General features: G+C 66.7%; 15 protein-coding genes. 7 read left to right on the forward strand and 8 right to left on the reverse strand.

Going from position 1 to position 17,741, the window contains the following annotated elements; translation table 11 throughout:
* Window positions 1-30: 30 nt before the first annotated feature.
* Window positions 31-2,325: a DUF6049 family protein gene (locus OG510_RS18575; RefSeq protein ID WP_406138144.1), complete on the reverse strand. Its 2,295-nt coding sequence runs from the start codon at window positions 2,323-2,325 to the stop codon at window positions 31-33.
* Window positions 2,326-2,507: 182 nt separating this feature from the next.
* Here OG510_RS18575 and OG510_RS18580 point away from each other — a divergent pair, with 182 nt between their 5' ends.
* A complete protein-coding gene (locus OG510_RS18580; protein WP_406138146.1) occupies window positions 2,508-3,950 on the forward strand; it encodes a CCA tRNA nucleotidyltransferase in 1,443 nt (480 codons plus the stop codon).
* 90 nt (window positions 3,951-4,040) lie between these two features.
* On the opposite strand, the gene OG510_RS18585 is transcribed toward OG510_RS18580, so the two are convergent.
* From OG510_RS18585 to OG510_RS18595, 3 genes are all read right to left on the reverse strand, one after another.
* Window positions 4,041-4,598, reverse strand: coding sequence for a hypothetical protein (locus OG510_RS18585; protein ID WP_406138147.1), 558 nt, complete (start codon window positions 4,596-4,598; stop codon window positions 4,041-4,043).
* 215 nt (window positions 4,599-4,813) lie between these two features.
* Window positions 4,814-5,896 (reverse strand): inositol-3-phosphate synthase, encoded by a 1,083-nt coding sequence (locus tag OG510_RS18590; RefSeq protein WP_406138149.1) that lies wholly within the window; start codon window positions 5,894-5,896, stop codon window positions 4,814-4,816.
* Window positions 5,897-5,945: 49 nt separating this feature from the next.
* A complete protein-coding gene (locus tag OG510_RS18595; protein ID WP_406138150.1) occupies window positions 5,946-6,620 on the reverse strand; it encodes a helix-turn-helix transcriptional regulator in 675 nt (224 codons plus the stop codon).
* A 399-nt stretch (window positions 6,621-7,019) separates the two neighbouring features.
* Here OG510_RS18595 and OG510_RS18600 point away from each other — a divergent pair, with 399 nt between their 5' ends.
* Both OG510_RS18600 and OG510_RS18605 read left to right on the forward strand, forming a co-directional pair.
* Window positions 7,020-9,707: a transglycosylase domain-containing protein gene (locus OG510_RS18600; RefSeq protein WP_406138151.1), complete on the forward strand. Its 2,688-nt coding sequence runs from the start codon at window positions 7,020-7,022 to the stop codon at window positions 9,705-9,707.
* Between the two features lie 143 nt (window positions 9,708-9,850).
* Complete coding sequence (locus tag OG510_RS18605; protein WP_406138152.1) at window positions 9,851-11,356, forward strand: glycosyltransferase family 87 protein; 1,506 nt, start codon at window positions 9,851-9,853, stop codon at window positions 11,354-11,356.
* A gap of 52 nt (window positions 11,357-11,408) precedes the next feature.
* Here the strand turns inward: OG510_RS18605 and OG510_RS18610 are convergent, their stop codons facing one another.
* From OG510_RS18610 to OG510_RS18620, 3 genes are all read right to left on the reverse strand, one after another.
* Entirely contained in the window at window positions 11,409-12,440 is a 1,032-nt protein-coding gene (locus OG510_RS18610) for an alanine racemase (RefSeq protein ID WP_164258269.1), read from the reverse strand.
* A gap of 208 nt (window positions 12,441-12,648) precedes the next feature.
* Window positions 12,649-13,767 (reverse strand): peptidoglycan bridge formation glycyltransferase FemA/FemB family protein, encoded by a 1,119-nt coding sequence (locus OG510_RS18615; RefSeq protein WP_164258270.1) that lies wholly within the window; start codon window positions 13,765-13,767, stop codon window positions 12,649-12,651.
* Between the two features lie 120 nt (window positions 13,768-13,887).
* Entirely contained in the window at window positions 13,888-14,223 is a 336-nt protein-coding gene (locus OG510_RS18620; RefSeq protein WP_406138154.1) for a hypothetical protein, read from the reverse strand.
* 266 nt (window positions 14,224-14,489) lie between these two features.
* Between OG510_RS18620 and rpsF the strand changes: the two genes are divergently transcribed.
* The 4 genes from rpsF to rplI all read left to right on the forward strand — a co-directional run bounded on the left by rpsF (window position 14,490) and on the right by rplI (window position 16,206).
* On the forward strand, window positions 14,490-14,780 hold the full coding sequence (gene rpsF / locus OG510_RS18625) for a 30S ribosomal protein S6 (RefSeq protein ID WP_164258274.1): 291 nt from the start codon (window positions 14,490-14,492) through the stop codon (window positions 14,778-14,780).
* 72 nt (window positions 14,781-14,852) lie between these two features.
* Entirely contained in the window at window positions 14,853-15,461 is a 609-nt protein-coding gene (locus tag OG510_RS18630) for a single-stranded DNA-binding protein (protein WP_406138155.1), read from the forward strand.
* Between the two features lie 43 nt (window positions 15,462-15,504).
* Window positions 15,505-15,741 carry a 30S ribosomal protein S18 gene (gene rpsR, locus OG510_RS18635; protein ID WP_003967857.1) on the forward strand — a complete coding sequence of 79 codons (237 nt, stop codon included), beginning with the start codon at window positions 15,505-15,507 and terminating at the stop codon, window positions 15,739-15,741.
* 18 nt (window positions 15,742-15,759) lie between these two features.
* Complete coding sequence (gene rplI / locus OG510_RS18640; RefSeq protein WP_164258278.1) at window positions 15,760-16,206, forward strand: 50S ribosomal protein L9; 447 nt, start codon at window positions 15,760-15,762, stop codon at window positions 16,204-16,206.
* Between the two features lie 134 nt (window positions 16,207-16,340).
* Here rplI and OG510_RS18645 read toward each other — a convergent pair whose 3' ends face one another.
* A complete protein-coding gene (locus tag OG510_RS18645) occupies window positions 16,341-17,678 on the reverse strand; it encodes an MATE family efflux transporter (protein ID WP_406138157.1) in 1,338 nt (445 codons plus the stop codon).
* Window positions 17,679-17,741 lie beyond the last annotated feature (63 nt).

Below are 17,741 nucleotides of genomic sequence, written 5' to 3' on the forward strand. Positions count from 1 at the left end.
TCGTCCCCGGCCGGCCGGCCACGACATCGCTCAACGGTCCACTTTCTCACCCGTGCCCGGCGGGTCGCCGTTTTCCGCTCCGGTGTCCGCCTCCGGGTCACTCGGCTGCTCCGGGTCATCGCCCCCGGCAGCGGCCGCACGAGCGGCAGTCCGCTTGCGGTGCGTGTACATCCTGATTCCGGCGAGTACCAGAAGCAGCAGACCACCGGCGATCACCAGCATGACCGTCAGTGTCATCTCCGAGACTGTCACTGTGAAGGGCATTGCCTTCGCAGTGCCGTACGGCGTGCCGTCCTCGGTGAAGAGCTGGGCGTACACCCTGACGGGCCCGTTGGCATTGATCGATGTCGTGAACTTCACCGTCTGGCTGTGGCCGCCCGCGATCTCCAGAGGCTGCTCGGCGACGGCGGCCTTGTCGTCTCCCAGCTGCAGACGGTTGGGGCTGGTCGAGCGCAGCTTCAGCACCAGGTGCTTGACGGGCTGAAGCAGCTTGTTCTGCACGGTCACCGGGATCGTCGCACTGCGTCCGGACAGCGTCATGTCGGACTTCTGGACGATCTGCACCTCCCCGGTGAGGCTCAGCAGATAGGACTGGACCCCGGTGCGGTAGGCGGCGGCGCCCTTGGCGTCTCCGCGCCATGAGGTGGCCATGGAGCGGTCCATGGCGTTGCTGAAGGGCGTCACCACCCGGTCGGGCTGGCTGAGGATGCCCTTGAAGTTGTCGAGCGTGGACTGCGTGGTCCTGACGTCCTGGAACGCCTTGACCGGCAACTCCTGACGGCGCAGGGATGACGGGTACGCCGACGGGCCCGGCACCGTCGTCGTCGCGTCGGGGTCGGCCTTGGCCTTGGCCGCGTCGATGAGGTTGAGGGGCTGGGTCCAGCGGTTCTCGTCCAGCGTGCGCAGCGCGCTCGCCATCGACTGCGCCTGGCTGACGGAGGGCATCCGCTGGGGCGCGACGACGATGCTGCGCTGTTTGGAGGGTTCCTGAAGGGTCAGGGCCAGGGTCTGGGCGAGGTAGTTCTGCACTGTGAGAGTGGAGGCGCCTGCCTCGGCCATGTCGCCCTGGAAGGCTTGGGAGAGCCTGGAGTCGGACACCACGGCCGTGGTGCCGCCGCCGATGGGGCGGGCCGCTGTGGGGGTGTACGGCAGCCCGGCGGTCTCCTGCAGGCTGTCGCTGCTGGCGATCACGTTGTGCGCCCCCGCGGAGGTGGCCACATCAACGATCGAAGGGTCGATCGCGCCACTGGCCGGCCAGGCGAAATCGGTGGACGCCTTCACATGCAGGATCGTCTGCACGGTCGTGCCCGCGATCTCGGTGGCAGACTGCAGATGGCTCAGAGCGCCGGGAACGTTCTTGCCGTGGTGCGCCAGAGAGGCAAGATCGGGATCCGCAAACGGCAGCGCGACGACCTTCTGGCCCTTGACCGCGTCCTCCAGGTCGCTCAGCCATTTCTTGGCGACGGCCTGGTTCTTGCCCGCGACCTGGGTGTTCCCGACCTGGATCTGGTAGTTCCGGGTCATCGCGTCGACGCTGGCCAGCAGGTCCGGGTCGATGACCCAGGTGACGGGCAGCGAGCGGCCCAGCGAGACCATCTGCTCCAGCCGGCCGCCGGGCGCGAGCTCCTCAGCCAGATCGTCGTTCTCGAAGACCGGCGTCTGCTGAGCGTCGGTACTGGTCTCCGCTCGCAGATGAACCTTCGAGATGAGCGGCCACACCGAGGTGATCTGGGTCTTGTGGCTCTGCGCCGTGGGCTGCCAGGGGAGGAAGGTCCGCTGGATGCCGAGCACCTGCTCGTAGGGGGCGCTGGGTGTCTGGCCGGAGAGGGAGACCCCGAGCTGGTACACACCGTCCGCACCGAGGTCCAGCTCGCTCACGGGAACCGAGATCGAGAAGTCCTCACTGATCCCGGCGGGAAGTTTCGCGAATTTCTCCGTGTACTTGCCGCCGACCTCGCGGGGGTCGGCACCTGTCAGGTCCGAGGCGTGCTTCGCCGCATCGTCGATGGCTGCCCGGCCCGCCAGGCGCGGGCCCACCCGAACACCGACGTGGGCGTCGGTGACGGTTTCCTTGCGCTTATTGGTCACCGTGCCCGTGATGGTGACCGTGTCGCCCTTCACCGGTGCGCTCGGTGACAGGGCATCGAGACTGACAGCCACGGCGCCGGCGCTCTGAGCGGTGACGGCGGCCTGTGCAGGAGCCGCTGCCGGACCGTAGAAAAGGCCCGCCATGAGCGTTCCACCGGCGAGCAGCGACGCTGTGCGCCGCAGCCACCGGCGGGCAGGAGAGAGAGTCGTCTCCTGGAAGTGTGCCGCCTCGGCCACGCGCTTGCCCGTCCCTCGTCTTCGTCAGCTGATTCGGTGGTTCTCGGTTGCTGCGTCCACGCATGGTAACGATGTGCCCTGGGCCCGAGTGCCGCGGACTGCTCCACATGATCAGAAGAGTGGTCGCAGCCGCCGGGAAATCGGGACGCTCCGGTCGGCACGGGCACGTACCCTTTTCTGTTGTGCCGAACGCCAATGATGACAATCCCAGTGCACTGAGTCAGGTGCAGCACCGCGCGGTCACCGAACTGCTGCGGGTGTCCCCGGTCGCAGATGACCTTGCCCGCCGTTTTGAGGATGCCGGGCACAGCCTCGCGCTGGTCGGAGGATCGGTCAGGGACGCGCTGCTCGGCCGGCTCGGTAATGATCTCGACTTCACCACCGATGCCCGACCCGACGACGTGCTGAAGATCGTCCGGCCCTGGGCCGATGCGGTGTGGGAGGTCGGGATCGCCTTCGGGACGGTCGGCTGCCAGAAGGACGGCTATCTGATCGAGGTCACGACGTATCGCTCCGAGGCGTACGACAGGACCTCGCGGAAGCCCGAGGTGTCGTACGGCGATTCCATCGAGGAAGACCTTCTGCGCCGGGATTTCACAGTCAACGCGATGGCTGTCGCTCTTCCCGAGAAGGCTTTCATCGATCCGCACGGCGGCCTGGAGGACCTTGCCGGCCGGATGCTGCGTACTCCTGGCACTCCGGAGGACTCGTTCTCCGATGATCCGCTGCGCATGATGAGGGCGGCCCGGTTCGCGGCTCAGCTGGACTTCGAGGTTGCACCCGAGGTTGTCGCCGCGATGACGGCGATGTCCGAGCGCATCGGGATCGTCTCGGCGGAACGTGTACGTGACGAGCTCAACAAACTGCTGCTGTCCGCGAACCCGCGTAAGGGCCTCGCGCTGCTCGTCGACACCGGTCTTGCCGAATATGTACTCCCTGAGCTTCCCGCGCTGCGTCTGGAGAGTGATGAGCACCACCGGCACAAGGATGTCTATGAGCACTCGCTGACCGTCCTGGAGCAGGCCATCGACCTGGAGCAGGACGGTCCTGATCTGGTGCTCAGGCTGGCTGCCCTGCTCCACGACATCGGTAAGCCCAGGACGCGGCGGTTCGAGAAGGACGGTGGCGTCTCCTTCCACCACCACGAGGTGGTGGGGGCGAAGCTGGCCAAGAAGCGCCTGACTGCACTCAAGTACTCCAATGACATGGTGAAGGACGTCACCAAGCTGGTGGAACTCCACCTGCGCTTCCACGGTTACGGGACCGGCGAGTGGACCGACTCGGCTGTACGGCGCTATGTACGTGACGCCGGACCGATGCTGGAGCGGCTGCACAAGCTCACGCGGTCGGACTGCACCACCCGGAACAAGCGCAAAGCCAATGCTCTCTCACGCGCGTACGACGGCCTGGAGGAGCGCATCGCGCATCTGCAGGAGCAGGAAGAGCTGGACTCGATCCGTCCCGACCTCGATGGCAACCAGATCATGGAGATCCTGGGCGTCGGGCCCGGGCCGGTGATCGGCAACGCCTACAAGTTCCTGCTTGAGCTCCGGCTGGAGAACGGGCCGATGGAGTACGACGTAGCGGTGACGGCGCTCAAGGAGTGGTGGGCCGCGCAGAACTGAGGTCATGTTTCACGTGAAACATGACGGACGGTGCGGCGAAGGGGCGGTGTTTCACGTGAAACACCGCCCCTTCGTGGCTCCTGCGGCGGGCTACTTCTTGTAGTCCGTCAGGCAGAGCGTGAAGTCCTTGCTGCCACCGGTCTCGGTGTACGAGTTGTACTTGGTGCGGTCGCAGGTCTTGTCGCCGTCCTTCTTCTCGGCGACCTTGTACTGCGCCTTCGCGTCACTGCAGTCCACGACTTCGAGTTCCGGGTTGGTGTCGCTGGAGCTGCCTCGGTGCATGCAGTCGCCGACCTTGGCGGTGTCTGCATCGTCCTGGCTGGAGTACCAGCTGAAGGCCGCTACACCGATCACGACCACGGCGATGACGACCCGCAGGATCATCTTGCCCTTGCCGCGTGACGGAGCCATCGGCGCCACCGGGGCCATGGGTATCTGGCCGCCGCCCTGGTTGAGATACGGCGAGGGCTGCTGCGGGACGCCGGGCTGGCCCGGCTGTCCGTACGGCCCGGGCTGCTGGCCGGGCTGCCCGTAAGGGCCCGGCTGCTGCGGCTGCTGTCCGTACGGATTGCCGCCCTGAGGCTGTCCGTAGGGGCCATTGGGCTGCTGGGCGTATGGATTCTGGCCCTGGGGCGGCGGAGTAGACATGGTTGAGATCCCCCTTGAAGCGGTACGCGTATGCGCAGTTGTCAACGCCCGTAAAATAGCGGGTCACTCCGGCAGTTCTGTCACCGAGAAGCAGTCTGTGGCCCTGATGTGACACATACGTGCGTCGGAAATGGGCCATAGGCGCGGAAAGAGCCCCGGACAGACACTGTCCGGGGCTCTCAACGGTCAGTACTAGACCGCTCTCAGATGGAGCTTCAGCGCTCGACCTCGCCCTTGATGAACTTCTCGACGTTCTCGTACGCCTCGTCGTCGAAGTACTGCACCGGCGGCGACTTCATGAAGTACGAGGAGGCGGAGAGGATCGGGCCACCGATACCGCGGTCCTTGGCGATCTTCGCCGCACGCACGGCGTCGATGATGACACCGGCGGAGTTCGGGGAGTCCCACACTTCGAGCTTGTACTCGAGGTTCAGCGGAACGTCACCGAAGGCACGGCCCTCAAGGCGCACATACGCCCACTTGCGGTCGTCCAGCCAGGCCACGTAGTCCGAGGGGCCGATGTGCACGTTGTCGGCGCCCAGGTCACGGTCGCGGATCTGCGAGGTGACCGACTGCGTCTTGGAGATCTTCTTCGACTCCAGGCGGTCACGCTCCAGCATGTTCTTGAAGTCCATGTTGCCGCCGACGTTCAGCTGCATCGTGCGCTCGAGGCGCACACCACGGTCTTCGAAGAGCTTGGCCATGACGCGGTGCGTGATGGTGGCGCCCACCTGCGACTTGATGTCGTCGCCGACGATCGGCACACCGGCCTCGGTGAACTTGTCCGCCCACTCCTTGGTGCCGGCGATGAAGACCGGGAGAGCGTTGACGAACGCGACCTTGGCGTCGATGGCGCACTGCGCGTAGAACTTCGCGGCGACCTCGGAGCCGACGGGCAGGTAGCAGACGAGGACGTCCACCTGCTTGTCCTTGAGGACCTGGACGATGTCGACCGGGGCCTCGTCCGACTCCTCGATGGTCTCGCGGTAGTACTTGCCGAGACCGTCGTGGGTGTGGCCGCGCTGGACCTTCACACCGGTGTTCGGCACATCGGTGATCTTGATGGTGTTGTTCTCACTGGCGCCGATGGCATCCGCGAGGTCGAGGCCGACCTTCTTCGCGTCGACATCGAAGGCGGCGACGAACTCGACGTCACCTACGTGGTAGTCGCCGAACTGGACGTGCATCAGACCGGGCACCTTGCCGGCCGGATCTGCGTCCTTGTAGTACTCGACGCCCTGCACCAGCGAGGCGGCGCAGTTGCCCACGCCGACGATGGCTACGCGAACCGAACCCATTCCGGTTGCTCCCTGTGTGTTCTCGACGAAGCCCTGCGGACGCAGAGCTTCACTTAGCGATGTCCTCGGACGGATCCGGCGGGGTGGTACCCCGATGCCGGGGCAGGCCGCCCGTATCTCCTGTTATGTCCTGCTGAGCGGCGTCGGGGGACGGTCGTTGATCCCGGCCCGCACGCTCGCTCTCGATGAGCTCGTTCAGCCAGCGCACTTCGCGCTCCACGGACTCCATGCCGTGCCGCTGCAGCTCAAGCGTGTAATCGTCCAGCCGCTCGCGCGTCCGGACCAGGGAGGCGCGCATCTTTTCGAGGCGCTCCTCCAGCCGGCTGCGGCGGCCTTCCAGCACCCGCATCCGCACCTCGCGCTCCGTCTGCCCGAAGAAGGCAAAACGTGCAGCGAAGTGCTCGTCCTCCCAGGTGTCGGGTCCGGTGTGCGAAAGGAGCTCTTCGAAGTGCTCCTTACCGTCCGCAGTCAACCTGTAGACGATCTTGGCGCGGCGTCCTGCGAGTGAAGCCGCCACTGCGTCCTCCGGGGCGCTGCCCGGCTCCTCGATCAACCAGCCGCTGGCGACCAGCGTCTTGAGGCAGGGGTAGAGGGTCCCGTAACTGAAGGCCCTGAAGATCCCCAGCGAGGTGTTCAGGCGTTTGCGCAGCTCATAGCCGTGCATTGGAGACTCTCGGAGCAGACCGAGTACGGCGAATTCGAGGATGCCGGAGCGCCTGCTCAACCTTCGCCTCCTCTGTCGTCCGGGTCACTTATGCCGTGTTGATGTATCGACTCGATACATCAGCACGATAGAACGACCTCGCGTTTGCGACAAGGGGAGCTTTCGTGAGCGGCGTCACATCAATGATTCACAGGCAGCAACTTGCCTGATTTGAGGCGAACCTCGGCAGTGGGAGGGGTTTGCGCGTGCGTAGTCTGTGCGGCATGCAGACCGCCGGGGACCGAGTGACACCAGGGGACGTCAGCCGTCTCGGTCCACGGATTGCAGCGCGTACAAGGCCCGCCGAGGGCCTGTGCGTACTGCGGATGCGCCCTGCCACGGGGCTGTCCGCGGATCGGGGGGACCGGAACTCAACTGCCGTTTCTAGGCGTTAGTGCCTGCCCGAGGAGTAGTCGTTCGATGAGCGAGCACCGTCGCAAACCGCCACAGTCGCAGAGTGGTGGACGTGCCGCGGCCAGACGAGAGGCCCAGCAGTCTTCCGGCCGTCGCGCAGCTCCCCCGGGAACCGCCTCCGGGTCGCCTTCCGCTTCAGCCGGAGAGGAGGAGCGCCCCTATGGTGGTCGCGCCGAAGCCAGACGGGCCGCCCAGCGCAGCGGAGGCGGACGCCGTCGCGCCGCTGAGGCCGGTTCCGGCGGCCGCGGTGGGCGCGGTGGCCGTGGCGGCGATCCCGAAGGCGGTCGTGACCGTGGCCCGCGGAAGAAGAGGTTCATCGACTACCCGAGGGCGAATCTGTACGGCTGGCGTCACTGGGTGCCGTCCTGGCGGCTCGTGACCGGGCTGTTCGTCGGTTTCGGCGCCAGTATCCTGGCCGCGGGCACCATCGCATACGCAATGGTCGGTATCCCGGACGCCACCAAGACCTCGCAGGCGCAGAACAACGTCTACTACTGGTCGGACGGCAGCCAGATGGTCGCCACCGGCGGTGAGATCAACCGGCAGATCGTGCCGCTCTCGCAGATCCCCAGAGCGATGCAGAACGCGGTGGTCTCCGCCGAGAACAAGTCCTTCTACAAGGACAAGGGCATCGACCCCATGGGCATCGGCCGTGCCGTGTTCAACATGGCCAAGGGCGGTGAGACCCAGGGCGGCTCGACGATCACCCAGCAGTATGTGAAGAACTCGCGGCTCGGCCAGGAGCAGACGCTCAGCCGTAAGTTCAAAGAGCTGTTCATCTCCATCAAAGTCGGTGCGAAGATGAACAAGAACGACATCATGAGCGACTACCTCAATACGTCGTACTACGGCCGGGGCGCCTACGGGATCCAGGCCGCGGCCCGTACGTACTTCGGGGTGGACTCCAGCAAGCTCAACCCGAGCCAGTGCGCGTTCCTCGCCACACTGCTCAAGGGAGCCAGCTACTTCGACCCGGCGGGCGCCGTCGGGATCGACCCCGCGGCGACCCCGAAGGCCAATCTCCAGCGGGCCACCGACCGCTGGCGGTGGATCCTCGGCGAGATGGTCAAGGACGGCCGCCTGTCCGCTGCCGAGCGGGCCAAGTACAAGACGTTCCCGAAGGTGGACCCGCCGAAGACGGACGCCCAGCTGGGCGGTCAGACCGGCTACCTCGTCGACCTGGCGAAGTCGTATTTCGTGAACAACAACAAGCAGGGCATCACATCCGAGGACCTCGCCAAGGGCGGTTACCAGATCCACACGACCTTCGACAAGAAGAAGGTCAAGGCGCTGGAATCGTCCGTCGAGAAGGTACGCAAGGCCAACATCGACCCTGCCAAGCGGCCGAAGACCGACACGCACGTTCAGTTCGGCGGGGCGTCGGTGGACGCGCAGACCGGGGCCATCGCCGCCATCTACGGCGGTGAGGACGCGACCAAGCACTACACGAACAACGCGGACTACACCGGTGCCCAGGTCGGATCGACCTTCAAGGCATTCGTGCTGGCCGCCGCCCTGGAGTACGGGAAGCGCGATCCGAGCCTCGGCGCGGACCAGCCCGCGTCGGACCGCACGCCCGTCTCGCCCAAGAGCCTCTACAGCGGAAAGGACAATCTGAAGATCAGAAACTACGACGGCACCGTCTGGAAGAACAAGGAGGGCAAGGAGTGGCTCCAGCCGAACGACGAACACCAGTCCCTGGGCGGGGCTCCGGACTACCGCATCGATCTGCGTGAGGCCATGCGGGAGTCCGTGAACTCCGCATACGTCCAGCTCGGCATGGATGTCGGCACCGACAAGGTGCGTCAGGCCGCAATCGCCGCCGGCCTGCGCGACGACAAGCAGAGCATGGCCAGCTCGAACTACCCCTCCTTCTCCATCGGTACCTCGAGCCCCAGCGCGATCCGGATGGCCGGCGCGTACGGCACCTTCGCCAACAACGGCCGGCAGAACGAGCCGTTCTCGGTCACCAAGGTGACCAGCGAGGGCAGGACCGTCTACCAGCACGATCAGGTGGAGAAGTCGGCGTTCTCGTCGGCCATCGCCAGCAACGTCACCAACGTGCTGAAGACCGTGGTCGACAAGGGCACCGGAACCGCTGCCAGGATCCCCGGCCGGCAGATCGCGGGAAAGACCGGCACCACCGACGGCAACAAGTCCGCCTGGTTCATCGGCTACACCCCGCAGCTCTCCACGGCCATCGACATGTACCGCTTCAACGACGACGCGAAGGGCCAGAACCGCCAGTTCGAGGAGATGTACGGCACCGGTGGTGAGGACCAGATCCACGGTGCCTCGTTCCCGGCGAAGATCTGGCACAACTACATGGCGCAGGCGCTCAAGAACACTCCCGCCAAGGGCTTCCCGGCACCCGAACCGATCGGGAAGGTGGTCTACGGCAGCGGAGTCGCGAGCCCCAAACCGACGCCGACACTCGCGCCGTCGCCGACCCCGTCGCCGTCCTCTCCTTCGCCCAGCCCGTCCGATACACCCTCCCCGACGCCCTCTCCGACCGAGTCCTGCAACAAGTGGACGGACTGGACCTGCGGCAACGACGGCGGGACCGATGCCGGAACGGCGGACGGCGGAACCGACGGCGGCGCCAGCCCCACTCCCAGCGACACCTCCGAGACCGGCGGTGATCCGGGCGGAGCCGGCGGCGGTGGCGGCTTCATCGGCGGGCCCGGCGGATGACCGCCCCCTGAGCCCGCGCACCTGATCAGGGCTCTGTCCGCACGACGAGGGCCGTCACAGCTCATCCGCTGTGGCGGCCCTTGCGGCTGTGCGGCCGCCCGGCTGCCGCGGCCCTCCACGCGGGCACAGCCGCGTACGGCAGGATGTGCGCCATGACGAGCGCGCACGAGGACCGGCCCGCACTGAAGACCGCAGAGCCCGTGGTGCGGCCCACTCAGCAGGACGAGACCGCCGCGGCGGGCAGCGAACTGATCGGGGGGCCGGCCGGACGGTGGGCCCGCGGGGGCTTCGGCAGACTCACCCCCGTCCGTGTCATCGCCCTGGTCGCGATCGGCATGTTCGCTCTCGGCATGGTGCAGAAGATGCCCTGCTACGACTGGGCGTGGTTCCAGGGGGCAACATCCCAGTACAACCACGCCTGCTACTCGGACATCCCCCACCTCTACGTCGGTCGCGGCTTCGCCGACGACCTCGTCCCGTACTTCGACCGCATCAACGGCGACATGTCGTACCTCGAATATCCGGTGCTCACCGGCTTGTTCATGGAGGTCGCATCCTGGCTCACCCCGCACGGGGGCGCCATGCAGCACCGCGAGCAGATCTACTGGATGGTCAACGCGGGCATGCTGATGATCTGCACCGCCGTCATCGCGGTCTGCGTCACCCGCACCCATCGGCGCCGCCCCTGGGACGGCCTGCTGGTCGCACTCGCCCCCGCCTTCGCGCTCACCGCCACCATCAACTGGGACCTGTTCGCGGTCGCTCTCACCGCTGCGGCGATGCTGATGTGGTCACGGGGGCGGGCGCTCGCCTTCGGGATCCTGATCGGCCTGGCGACCGCAGCCAAGCTCTATCCGGTGCTGATCCTCGGCCCGCTCCTCGTGCTGTGCTGGCGCGCCGGGAAATGGCGGGAGTACGGGCTGGCCGTGTTCGGCGCGGTCGCGGCCTGGCTCGTCGTGAACCTGCCCGTCATGCTGCCGGCGCCCGAAGGGTGGAAGAAGTTCTACACGTTCAGCCAGGAACGGAACGTCGACTTCGGTTCGTTCTGGCTGATCATCACCCAGCGCACCGGGAAGCCTCTCGACGTGGGCAACGTCAACACCTGGGCGATGCTGCTGATGATCCTGGCGTGCGGCGGAATCGTGGCCCTCACTCTGACAGCCCCGCGCCGCCCGCGGTTCGCGCAGCTCGCCTTCCTGGTCATCGCCGCTTTCATCCTCACCAACAAGGTCTACTCGCCGCAGTACGTCCTGTGGCTGATCCCGCTCGCGGCGCTGGCCAGGCCACGCTGGCGGGACTTCCTCATCTGGCAGGGCTGCGAAGTCATGTACTTCCTGGGGATCTGGCTGTACCTCGCGTACACGATGTCCGGCGACAAGCCCAAGGGGCTGCCGCCCGAGGGCTACCAGTTCGCCATCGCCCTGCATCTGGCCGGGACGCTCTACATCTGCGCGGTGATCGTGCGGGACATCCTGATGCCGGAGCGCGACGGGGTGCGCAGGGACGGCTCCGACGATCCGTCGGGAGGTGTGCTGGACGGCGCTGAGGATGTGTTCGTGCTGGGCGCTGCAGCCCATCCGGCGCGGCACGCCGCCCACCAGGTCGAGGGGCCACAGGTCGAGTGGGGCAGCGGCGCGGCGCGCGAATAGCCGGGCAGCCGGGCCACCCACCGGCCGGGCGGTGGCCCGGCCGGGCGCTGTCTCAGTGATCGACGAGGCGGTCGAACTGTGTCGTCGTGTGCCGCAGATGAGCCACCAGCTCGTCCCCCACCTTCGGCTCCTGCGCGTCCGACGGGACGAAGAGGATCGACACCTGCATGTGCGGCGGCTCAGCGAACCAGCGCTGCTTGCCCGCCCACACGAAGGGCGACAGATTCCGGTTGACCGTTGCCAGGCCCGCGCGCGCGACACCCTTCGCGCGCGGCATCATCCCGTGCAGCGCCTTCGGCGCTTCCAGGCCCACTCCGTGCGACGTACCGCCCGCGACCACCACCAGCCAGCCGTCCGAAGCGGTCTTCTGCTGCCGGTAGCCGAAACGGTCGCCCTTCACGACCTGGGTGACGTCCAGGACGGAGCCGCGGTACTGCGTCGCGTCGTGGTCGCCCAGCCACAGCCGCGTACCGATCCTGGCGCGGAAGCGCGTCTGCGGGAACTGCTGCTGCAGCCGCGCCAGTTCCTCCGCCTTGAGGTGGCTCACGAACATGGTGTGGAGCGGCAGACGCGCGTTGCGCAGCCTGTCCATCCACGCGATGACTTCCTCGACCGCGTCCGAACCGTCCATGCGGTCCAGCGGGAGGTGCAGCGCGAAGCCTTCCAGGCGTACGTCGTCTATGGCCGCGTGGAGCCGGCCCAGGTCCGCCTCGGAGACACCGTGGCGCTTCATCGAGCTCATGCACTCGATGACGACGCGGGCGCCGACCAGGGCGTGTACGCCGTCGACCGACGAGACGGAGCGGATCACCCGGTCGGGGAGCGGCACGGGCTCCTCGCCGCGGCGGAACGGTGTGAGGACGAGCAGGTCACCCCCGAAGGAGTCCTTCATCCGGGCGGCTTCGTACGTGGTGCCGACCGCGATGATCTCGGAACCGAAGCGCGTCACCTCGTCCGCGAGCCGGCCGTGGCCGAAGCCGTAGCCGTTGCCCTTGCAGACCGGAACGATCCCCGGGAACTGGTCGAGCACGGACTTCTGGTGCGCCCGCCAGCGCGCGGTGTCGACATAGAGGGTCAGCGCCATGGCCGGACCGGAACCTTTCTCGGAGCTGCGGTGTATCAGAGGTATGAACGGAACGAGCGGAACGATCGAAGCTAACGGGACTTACGGGACTCGCGGTTGCTACGGGCCCCAGGGTTCTTACGGGACTCGCGGTTCTTACGGAACTCAGGAGTCCTACGGAACTGACAGGACTGATGTGCCGGGCAGGACGCCCGCACCATCATGCTCCTTAACGGCGCGACATGTAGATGTCGAGAGCCTTGTGCAGCAGCTTGTTGAGCGGGAAGTCCCACTCACCGATGTACTCCACGGCCTCGCCGCCGGTGCCCACCTTGAACTGGATCAGCCCGAAGAGGTGGTCGGTCTCGTCCAGCGAATCGGAGATGCCTCGCAGGTCGTAGACAGTGGCGCCCATGGCGTAGGCGTCCCGCAGCATCCGCCACTGCATGGCGTTCGACGGCCGCACTTCGCGCTTGTGGTTGGCGGACGCACCGTAGGAGTACCAGACGTGACCGCCGACGATCAGCATGGTGGCCGCTGCGACGTTCTCACCGTCGTGACGGGCGAAGTACAGCCGCATCCGGTTCGGGTCCTCGGTGTTGAGCACCGACCACATGCGCTGGAAGTACGAGAGCGGGCGCGGCCGGAAGTGATCGCGCTCGGCGGTGATCTCGTACAGCCGCTGCCACTCCGCGAGGTCCTCGTAGCTGCCCTGGACGACCTCGACACCGGCCTTCTCGGCCTTCTTGATGTTGCGTCGCCACAGCTGGTTGAAGCCCTTGAGGACATCGTCGAGCGAACGGTTGGCCAGCGGGACCTGGAAGACGTAGCGGGGCTGCACATCACCGAAGCCGGCGCCGCCGTCCTCGCCCTGCTGCCAGCCCATCTTCCGCAGCCGGTCGGACACCTCGAACGCGCGGGGCTCGATGTGGGTGGCCTCGACGTCGCGCAGCCGCTTCACGTCGGGGTCCTGGATACCCGACTTGATCGCCGCCGCGTTCCACCGGCGGATGACCACCGGCGGCCCCATCTTCACCGAGAACGCGCCCTGCTCCTTGAGGTGGGCCAGCATCGGCTGGAGCCACTCGTTGAGATTCGGGGCGTACCAGTTGAGGACCGGTCCCTCGGGGAGGTAGGCGAGGTACCGCTTGATCTTGGGAAGCTGCCGGTAGAGCACCAGACCGGCACCGACCATCAGGCCGTCCTTGTCGAACCAGCCGAGGCTCTCCGAGCGCCACTCCGTCTTCACTTCCGCCCACGCGGGGACCTGGCAGTGACTCGCCGACGGCAGACTCTGGATGTACGCCAGATGTTGCTCGCGGCTGATGGTCCTCAGGGTCAGGCTCATGCGGGGCGCTCCTCGGCAGGCGTGTCCCCATGGTTACAGGGGCGTCGGCTCTCCCGCCGAAGCCTACTGCTGCCGTGGAGCGCCCCGACTGGCCGTATCGGACTAGTGCCGCGGCGGCCCTCAGCCGCCGAGCACCCCACCGAAGAGACCGCCGTGCGCCATGCCGATGTAGAAGCCCACCGCAGATGCGCCGATTCCGAGGATCACGATGAACCGTTCACGGGTCGTGACCGAGATGAACATCCCGTAGGCGCCGATGAGGATCCCCACCAGCCCTGCCCAGGAGCTCAGCAGATGGAGATTGTTGAACCCGGCCGCGACGAGGGCCAGCACACCGAGGACGAGTGCCACCACGCCCAGGCTGTCCTCCAGCGGGTGCGGCTTGCCGTCCGAGGCGAAGAGAGAGGCGACGGCGTTGTGTCGCGGAGCAGGGTTGTGTCGCGCTGCCTGAGCCATCAGGCACCTCCTGGCATAAGGCGGCGTACTGTAACGCCGCTCACATCCCACACCTAGAGAGTCTGCCCCGTGACCGCCGGATTTCAACCGGAAGCGGGTGTGCGGGTAGTCTGTACGGTCTGCACCGGTGTCTGCCCAGCCCAGTGAACAATCCCTTTCTTCGCGAAAGCGGATTGTCAGTGGCTGCCGATACCGTTGCGTACGCATCACGACCCTCCTGCCACGGAACGACCGTGGCCGCTGAGTCCAAAGGAGGTGGGTTCCACATGCGTCACTACGAAGTGATGGTCATCCTCGACCCCGAACTCGAGGAGCGCGCTGTCTCCCCGCTGATCGAGACTTTCCTCTCCGTCGTCCGTGAGGGCGAAGGAAAGGTTGAGAAGGTCGACACCTGGGGCCGTCGTCGTCTCGCTTACGAGATCAAGAAGAAGCCCGAGGGCATCTACTCGGTCATCGACCTGCAGGCCGAGCCTGCGGTCGTCAAGGAGCTCGACCGCCAGATGAACCTGAACGAGTCGGTCCTCCGGACCAAGGTCCTCCGCCCCGAGACCCACTGAGCGTCTAGCTCAGCAGTCATCGGGTCCGAGTAGCACCAAGCAGCCAAGCAATCCCCGCCGAGAGGTTCACCCATGGCAGGCGAGACCGTCATCACGGTCGTCGGCAATCTCGTCGACGACCCCGAGCTGCGCTTCACCCCGTCCGGTGCGGCGGTCGCGAAGTTCCGTGTCGCGTCCACTCCCCGCATCTTCGACAAGCAGACCAATGAGTGGAGGGACGGCGAGGGCCTGTTCCTCACCTGCTCGGTCTGGCGTCAGGCGGCGGAGAACGTCGCGGAGTCGCTTCAGCGAGGCATGCGCGTCGTCGTGCAGGGCCGGCTGAAGCAGCGGTCCTACGAGGACCGTGAGGGCGTCAAGCGCACGGTCTACGAGCTGGATGTCGAGGAAGTCGGCCCCAGCCTCAAGACGGCCACGGCCAAGGTCACCAAGACCACCGGTCGAGGCGGTCAGGGCGGCCAGGGTGGTTACGGCGGCGGCGGTGGCGGCCAGCAGCAGGGCGGCGGCAACTGGGGCGGAGCCCCCAGCGGAGGCCAGCAGGGCGGTGGCGGTGCACCCGCCGACGACCCGTGGGCCTCCAACGCGCCGGCCGGCGGTGGCCAGCAGCAGGGCGGGGGCGGCTGGGGCGGAAGCTCCGGCGGTTCCGGCTCCGGCGGTGGCTACTCGGACGAGCCGCCCTTCTAGGGCAGCCCGTACCCCCACTTCTTGATCACACAGGAGAAACACCATGGCGAAGCCGCCTGTGCGCAAGCCTAAGAAGAAGGTCTGCGCTTTCTGCAAGGACAAGACCCAGTACGTGGACTACAAGGACACGAACATGCTGCGGAAGTTCATTTCCGACCGTGGCAAGATCCGTGCCCGCCGCGTCACCGGCAACTGCACGCAGCACCAGCGTGACGTCGCCACGGCTGTCAAGAACAGCCGTGAGATGGCGCTGCTGCCCTACACGTCCACTGCGCGATAAGGGAAGGGTGACCGAAAAATGAAGATCATCCTCACCCACGAGGTCGCTGGCCTCGGCTCCGCCGGCGACGTCGTTGACGTCAAGGACGGTTACGCCCGCAACTACCTGGTCCCGCGTGGTTTCGCGATCCGCTGGACCAAGGGTGGCGAGCAGGACGTGGCGCAGATTCGCCGCGCCCGCAAGATCCACGAGATCGCGACCATCGAGCAGGCCAATGAGGTCAAGGCCAAGCTCGAGGGCGTGAAGGTCCGTCTGGCCGTTCGCTCCGGCGACGCCGGCCGCCTCTTCGGTTCCGTCACCCCGGCCGACATCGCCTCGGCGATCAAGGCTGCCGGTGGCCCCGTGGTCGACAAGCGTCGTGTCGAGCTCGGTTCGCCGATCAAGACCCTGGGCGCCCACCAGGTGTCCGTGCGTCTGCACGCCGACGTTGCCGCGCAGGTCGGCATCGAGGTCATCGCCGCGTAACTGCAGCGTTCGGCAGAGCATGGAAAGGGCCGTCTCCTTCGGGAGGCGGCCCTTTCGCTGTTTCGCTGGTGCACCGTCCGCCGGTTTCACGTGAAACCGGCGGCGGCTGCCCCGCTCAGCTGCTGACCCTGGGATCAGCGCGTGGCGCCCGTGACGATCCAGCGGCCCGAGCGGGCCCGGAGCCAGAGAGTTACTGTCCGGACCGCCATCATCAGCGCCATCGCCCACCACAGCGCCGTCAGCCCACCGCCCAGTCTCGGTACCAGGAGGGCGACCGGGGTGAAGACCGCCAGGGTGACGACCATGGCCCAGGCCAGGTACCGGCCGTCGCCGGCGCCCATCAGTACCCCGTCCAGGACATAGACGATGCCGGAGATCGGCTGGGCGACCGCCACGACGAGCAGGGCAGGCAGCAGTACGCCCCGTACTGCCTGGTCGCTGGTGAACAGGGGGACGAACAGCGGCCGGGATGCCACGACCAGCGCACCCAGTACGACACCTGAGGCGATGCCCCACTGCACCATGCGGCGGCATGCCTCTTTCGCCCCCTCGGCGTCTCCCGCCCCCAGGTACCGGCCGATGATCGCCTGTCCGGCGATGGCGATGGCGTCCAGGGCGAACGCGAGCAGGCTCCAGAGGGAGAGCACGATCTGGTGTGCGGCCACATCGGTGTCGCCCAGATGAGCCGCCACAGCGGTCGCTGTCATCAGAACGGCCCGCAGGGAAAGCGTCCGGACCAGGAGGGGGACACCGGCCTGGGCGCAGGCCCGGATCCCAGCCATGTCCGGGAGGAGGGAAGCGCCGTGCTTCCTGGCACCCCGTACGACCACCACCAGATAGACGACGACCATGGCGAACTGGGCGATCACCGTGCCCCAGGCGGATCCTGCGATACCCAGACCGGCTCCGTAGACGAGCGCCGCGTTGAGTGCGGCGTTGGCCGCGAAGCCGCCGATCGCGACGTACAGCGGGGTTCTGGTGTCCTGAAGACCCCGCAGTACACCGGTGGCCGCCAGTACCACCAGCATCGCCGGGATGCCGATGCTGGAAATCCGCAGATAGGTGACCGCGTAGGGGGAGGCGTCGGCGGAGGCTCCGAAGATGCTCACCAGCCAGGGGGCGGTGGGCAGGACCACGGCGATGACGAGAGCGCCGAGCAGCAGGGCGAGCCAGATGCCGTCCATGCCCTGCCGGATGGCGGCCTGCAGATCTCCCGCGCCCACCCGTCGGGCGACAGCGGCCGTCGTGGCATAGGCGAGGAAGACGAAGATGCTCACGGCTGTACTCAGCAGGGCCGCCGCGACCCCGAGCCCCGCCAGCTGACGGGTGCCGAGGTGGCCGACGATGGCGCTGTCGACCATGACGAAGAGCGGCTCGGCGACCAGCGCGCCGAAGGCGGGTACGGCGAGGGCGATGATCTCCCGGTCGTGCCGTCGGCGGCTGGGGTTCGGTGCCGTGGGGGCCTGTGTCATGCGGGACAATCTAATCTTCCACAGGTAAGAGATGCAATAGGTCTGTGACCCTTACGGAGCTTA

Origin of the sequence: Streptomyces sp. NBC_01089, from assembly GCF_045162975.1 — a bacterium.
Lineage (GTDB): Bacteria > Actinomycetota > Actinomycetes > Streptomycetales > Streptomycetaceae > Streptomyces.

Excerpts from the sequence above, each read along its gene's own strand:
- OG510_RS18585 (WP_406138147.1), bottom strand. The coding sequence starts at position 4,598 with ATGTCTACTCCGCCGCCCCAGGGCCAGAATCCATACGCCCAGCAGCCC.
- OG510_RS18590 (WP_406138149.1), bottom strand. The coding sequence starts at position 5,896 with ATGGGTTCGGTTCGCGTAGCCATCGTCGGCGTGGGCAACTGCGCCGCC.
- OG510_RS18600 (WP_406138151.1), top strand. The coding sequence starts at position 7,020 with ATGAGCGAGCACCGTCGCAAACCGCCACAGTCGCAGAGTGGTGGACGT.
- OG510_RS18605 (WP_406138152.1), top strand. The coding sequence starts at position 9,851 with ATGTGCGCCATGACGAGCGCGCACGAGGACCGGCCCGCACTGAAGACC.
- OG510_RS18610 (WP_164258269.1), bottom strand. The coding sequence starts at position 12,440 with ATGGCGCTGACCCTCTATGTCGACACCGCGCGCTGGCGGGCGCACCAG.
- OG510_RS18615 (WP_164258270.1), bottom strand. The coding sequence starts at position 13,767 with ATGAGCCTGACCCTGAGGACCATCAGCCGCGAGCAACATCTGGCGTAC.
- OG510_RS18620 (WP_406138154.1), bottom strand. The coding sequence starts at position 14,223 with ATGGCTCAGGCAGCGCGACACAACCCTGCTCCGCGACACAACGCCGTC.
- rpsF (WP_164258274.1), top strand. The coding sequence starts at position 14,490 with ATGCGTCACTACGAAGTGATGGTCATCCTCGACCCCGAACTCGAGGAG.
- OG510_RS18630 (WP_406138155.1), top strand. The coding sequence starts at position 14,853 with ATGGCAGGCGAGACCGTCATCACGGTCGTCGGCAATCTCGTCGACGAC.
- rpsR (WP_003967857.1), top strand. The coding sequence starts at position 15,505 with ATGGCGAAGCCGCCTGTGCGCAAGCCTAAGAAGAAGGTCTGCGCTTTC.
- rplI (WP_164258278.1), top strand. The coding sequence starts at position 15,760 with ATGAAGATCATCCTCACCCACGAGGTCGCTGGCCTCGGCTCCGCCGGC.
- OG510_RS18645 (WP_406138157.1), bottom strand. The coding sequence starts at position 17,678 with ATGACACAGGCCCCCACGGCACCGAACCCCAGCCGCCGACGGCACGAC.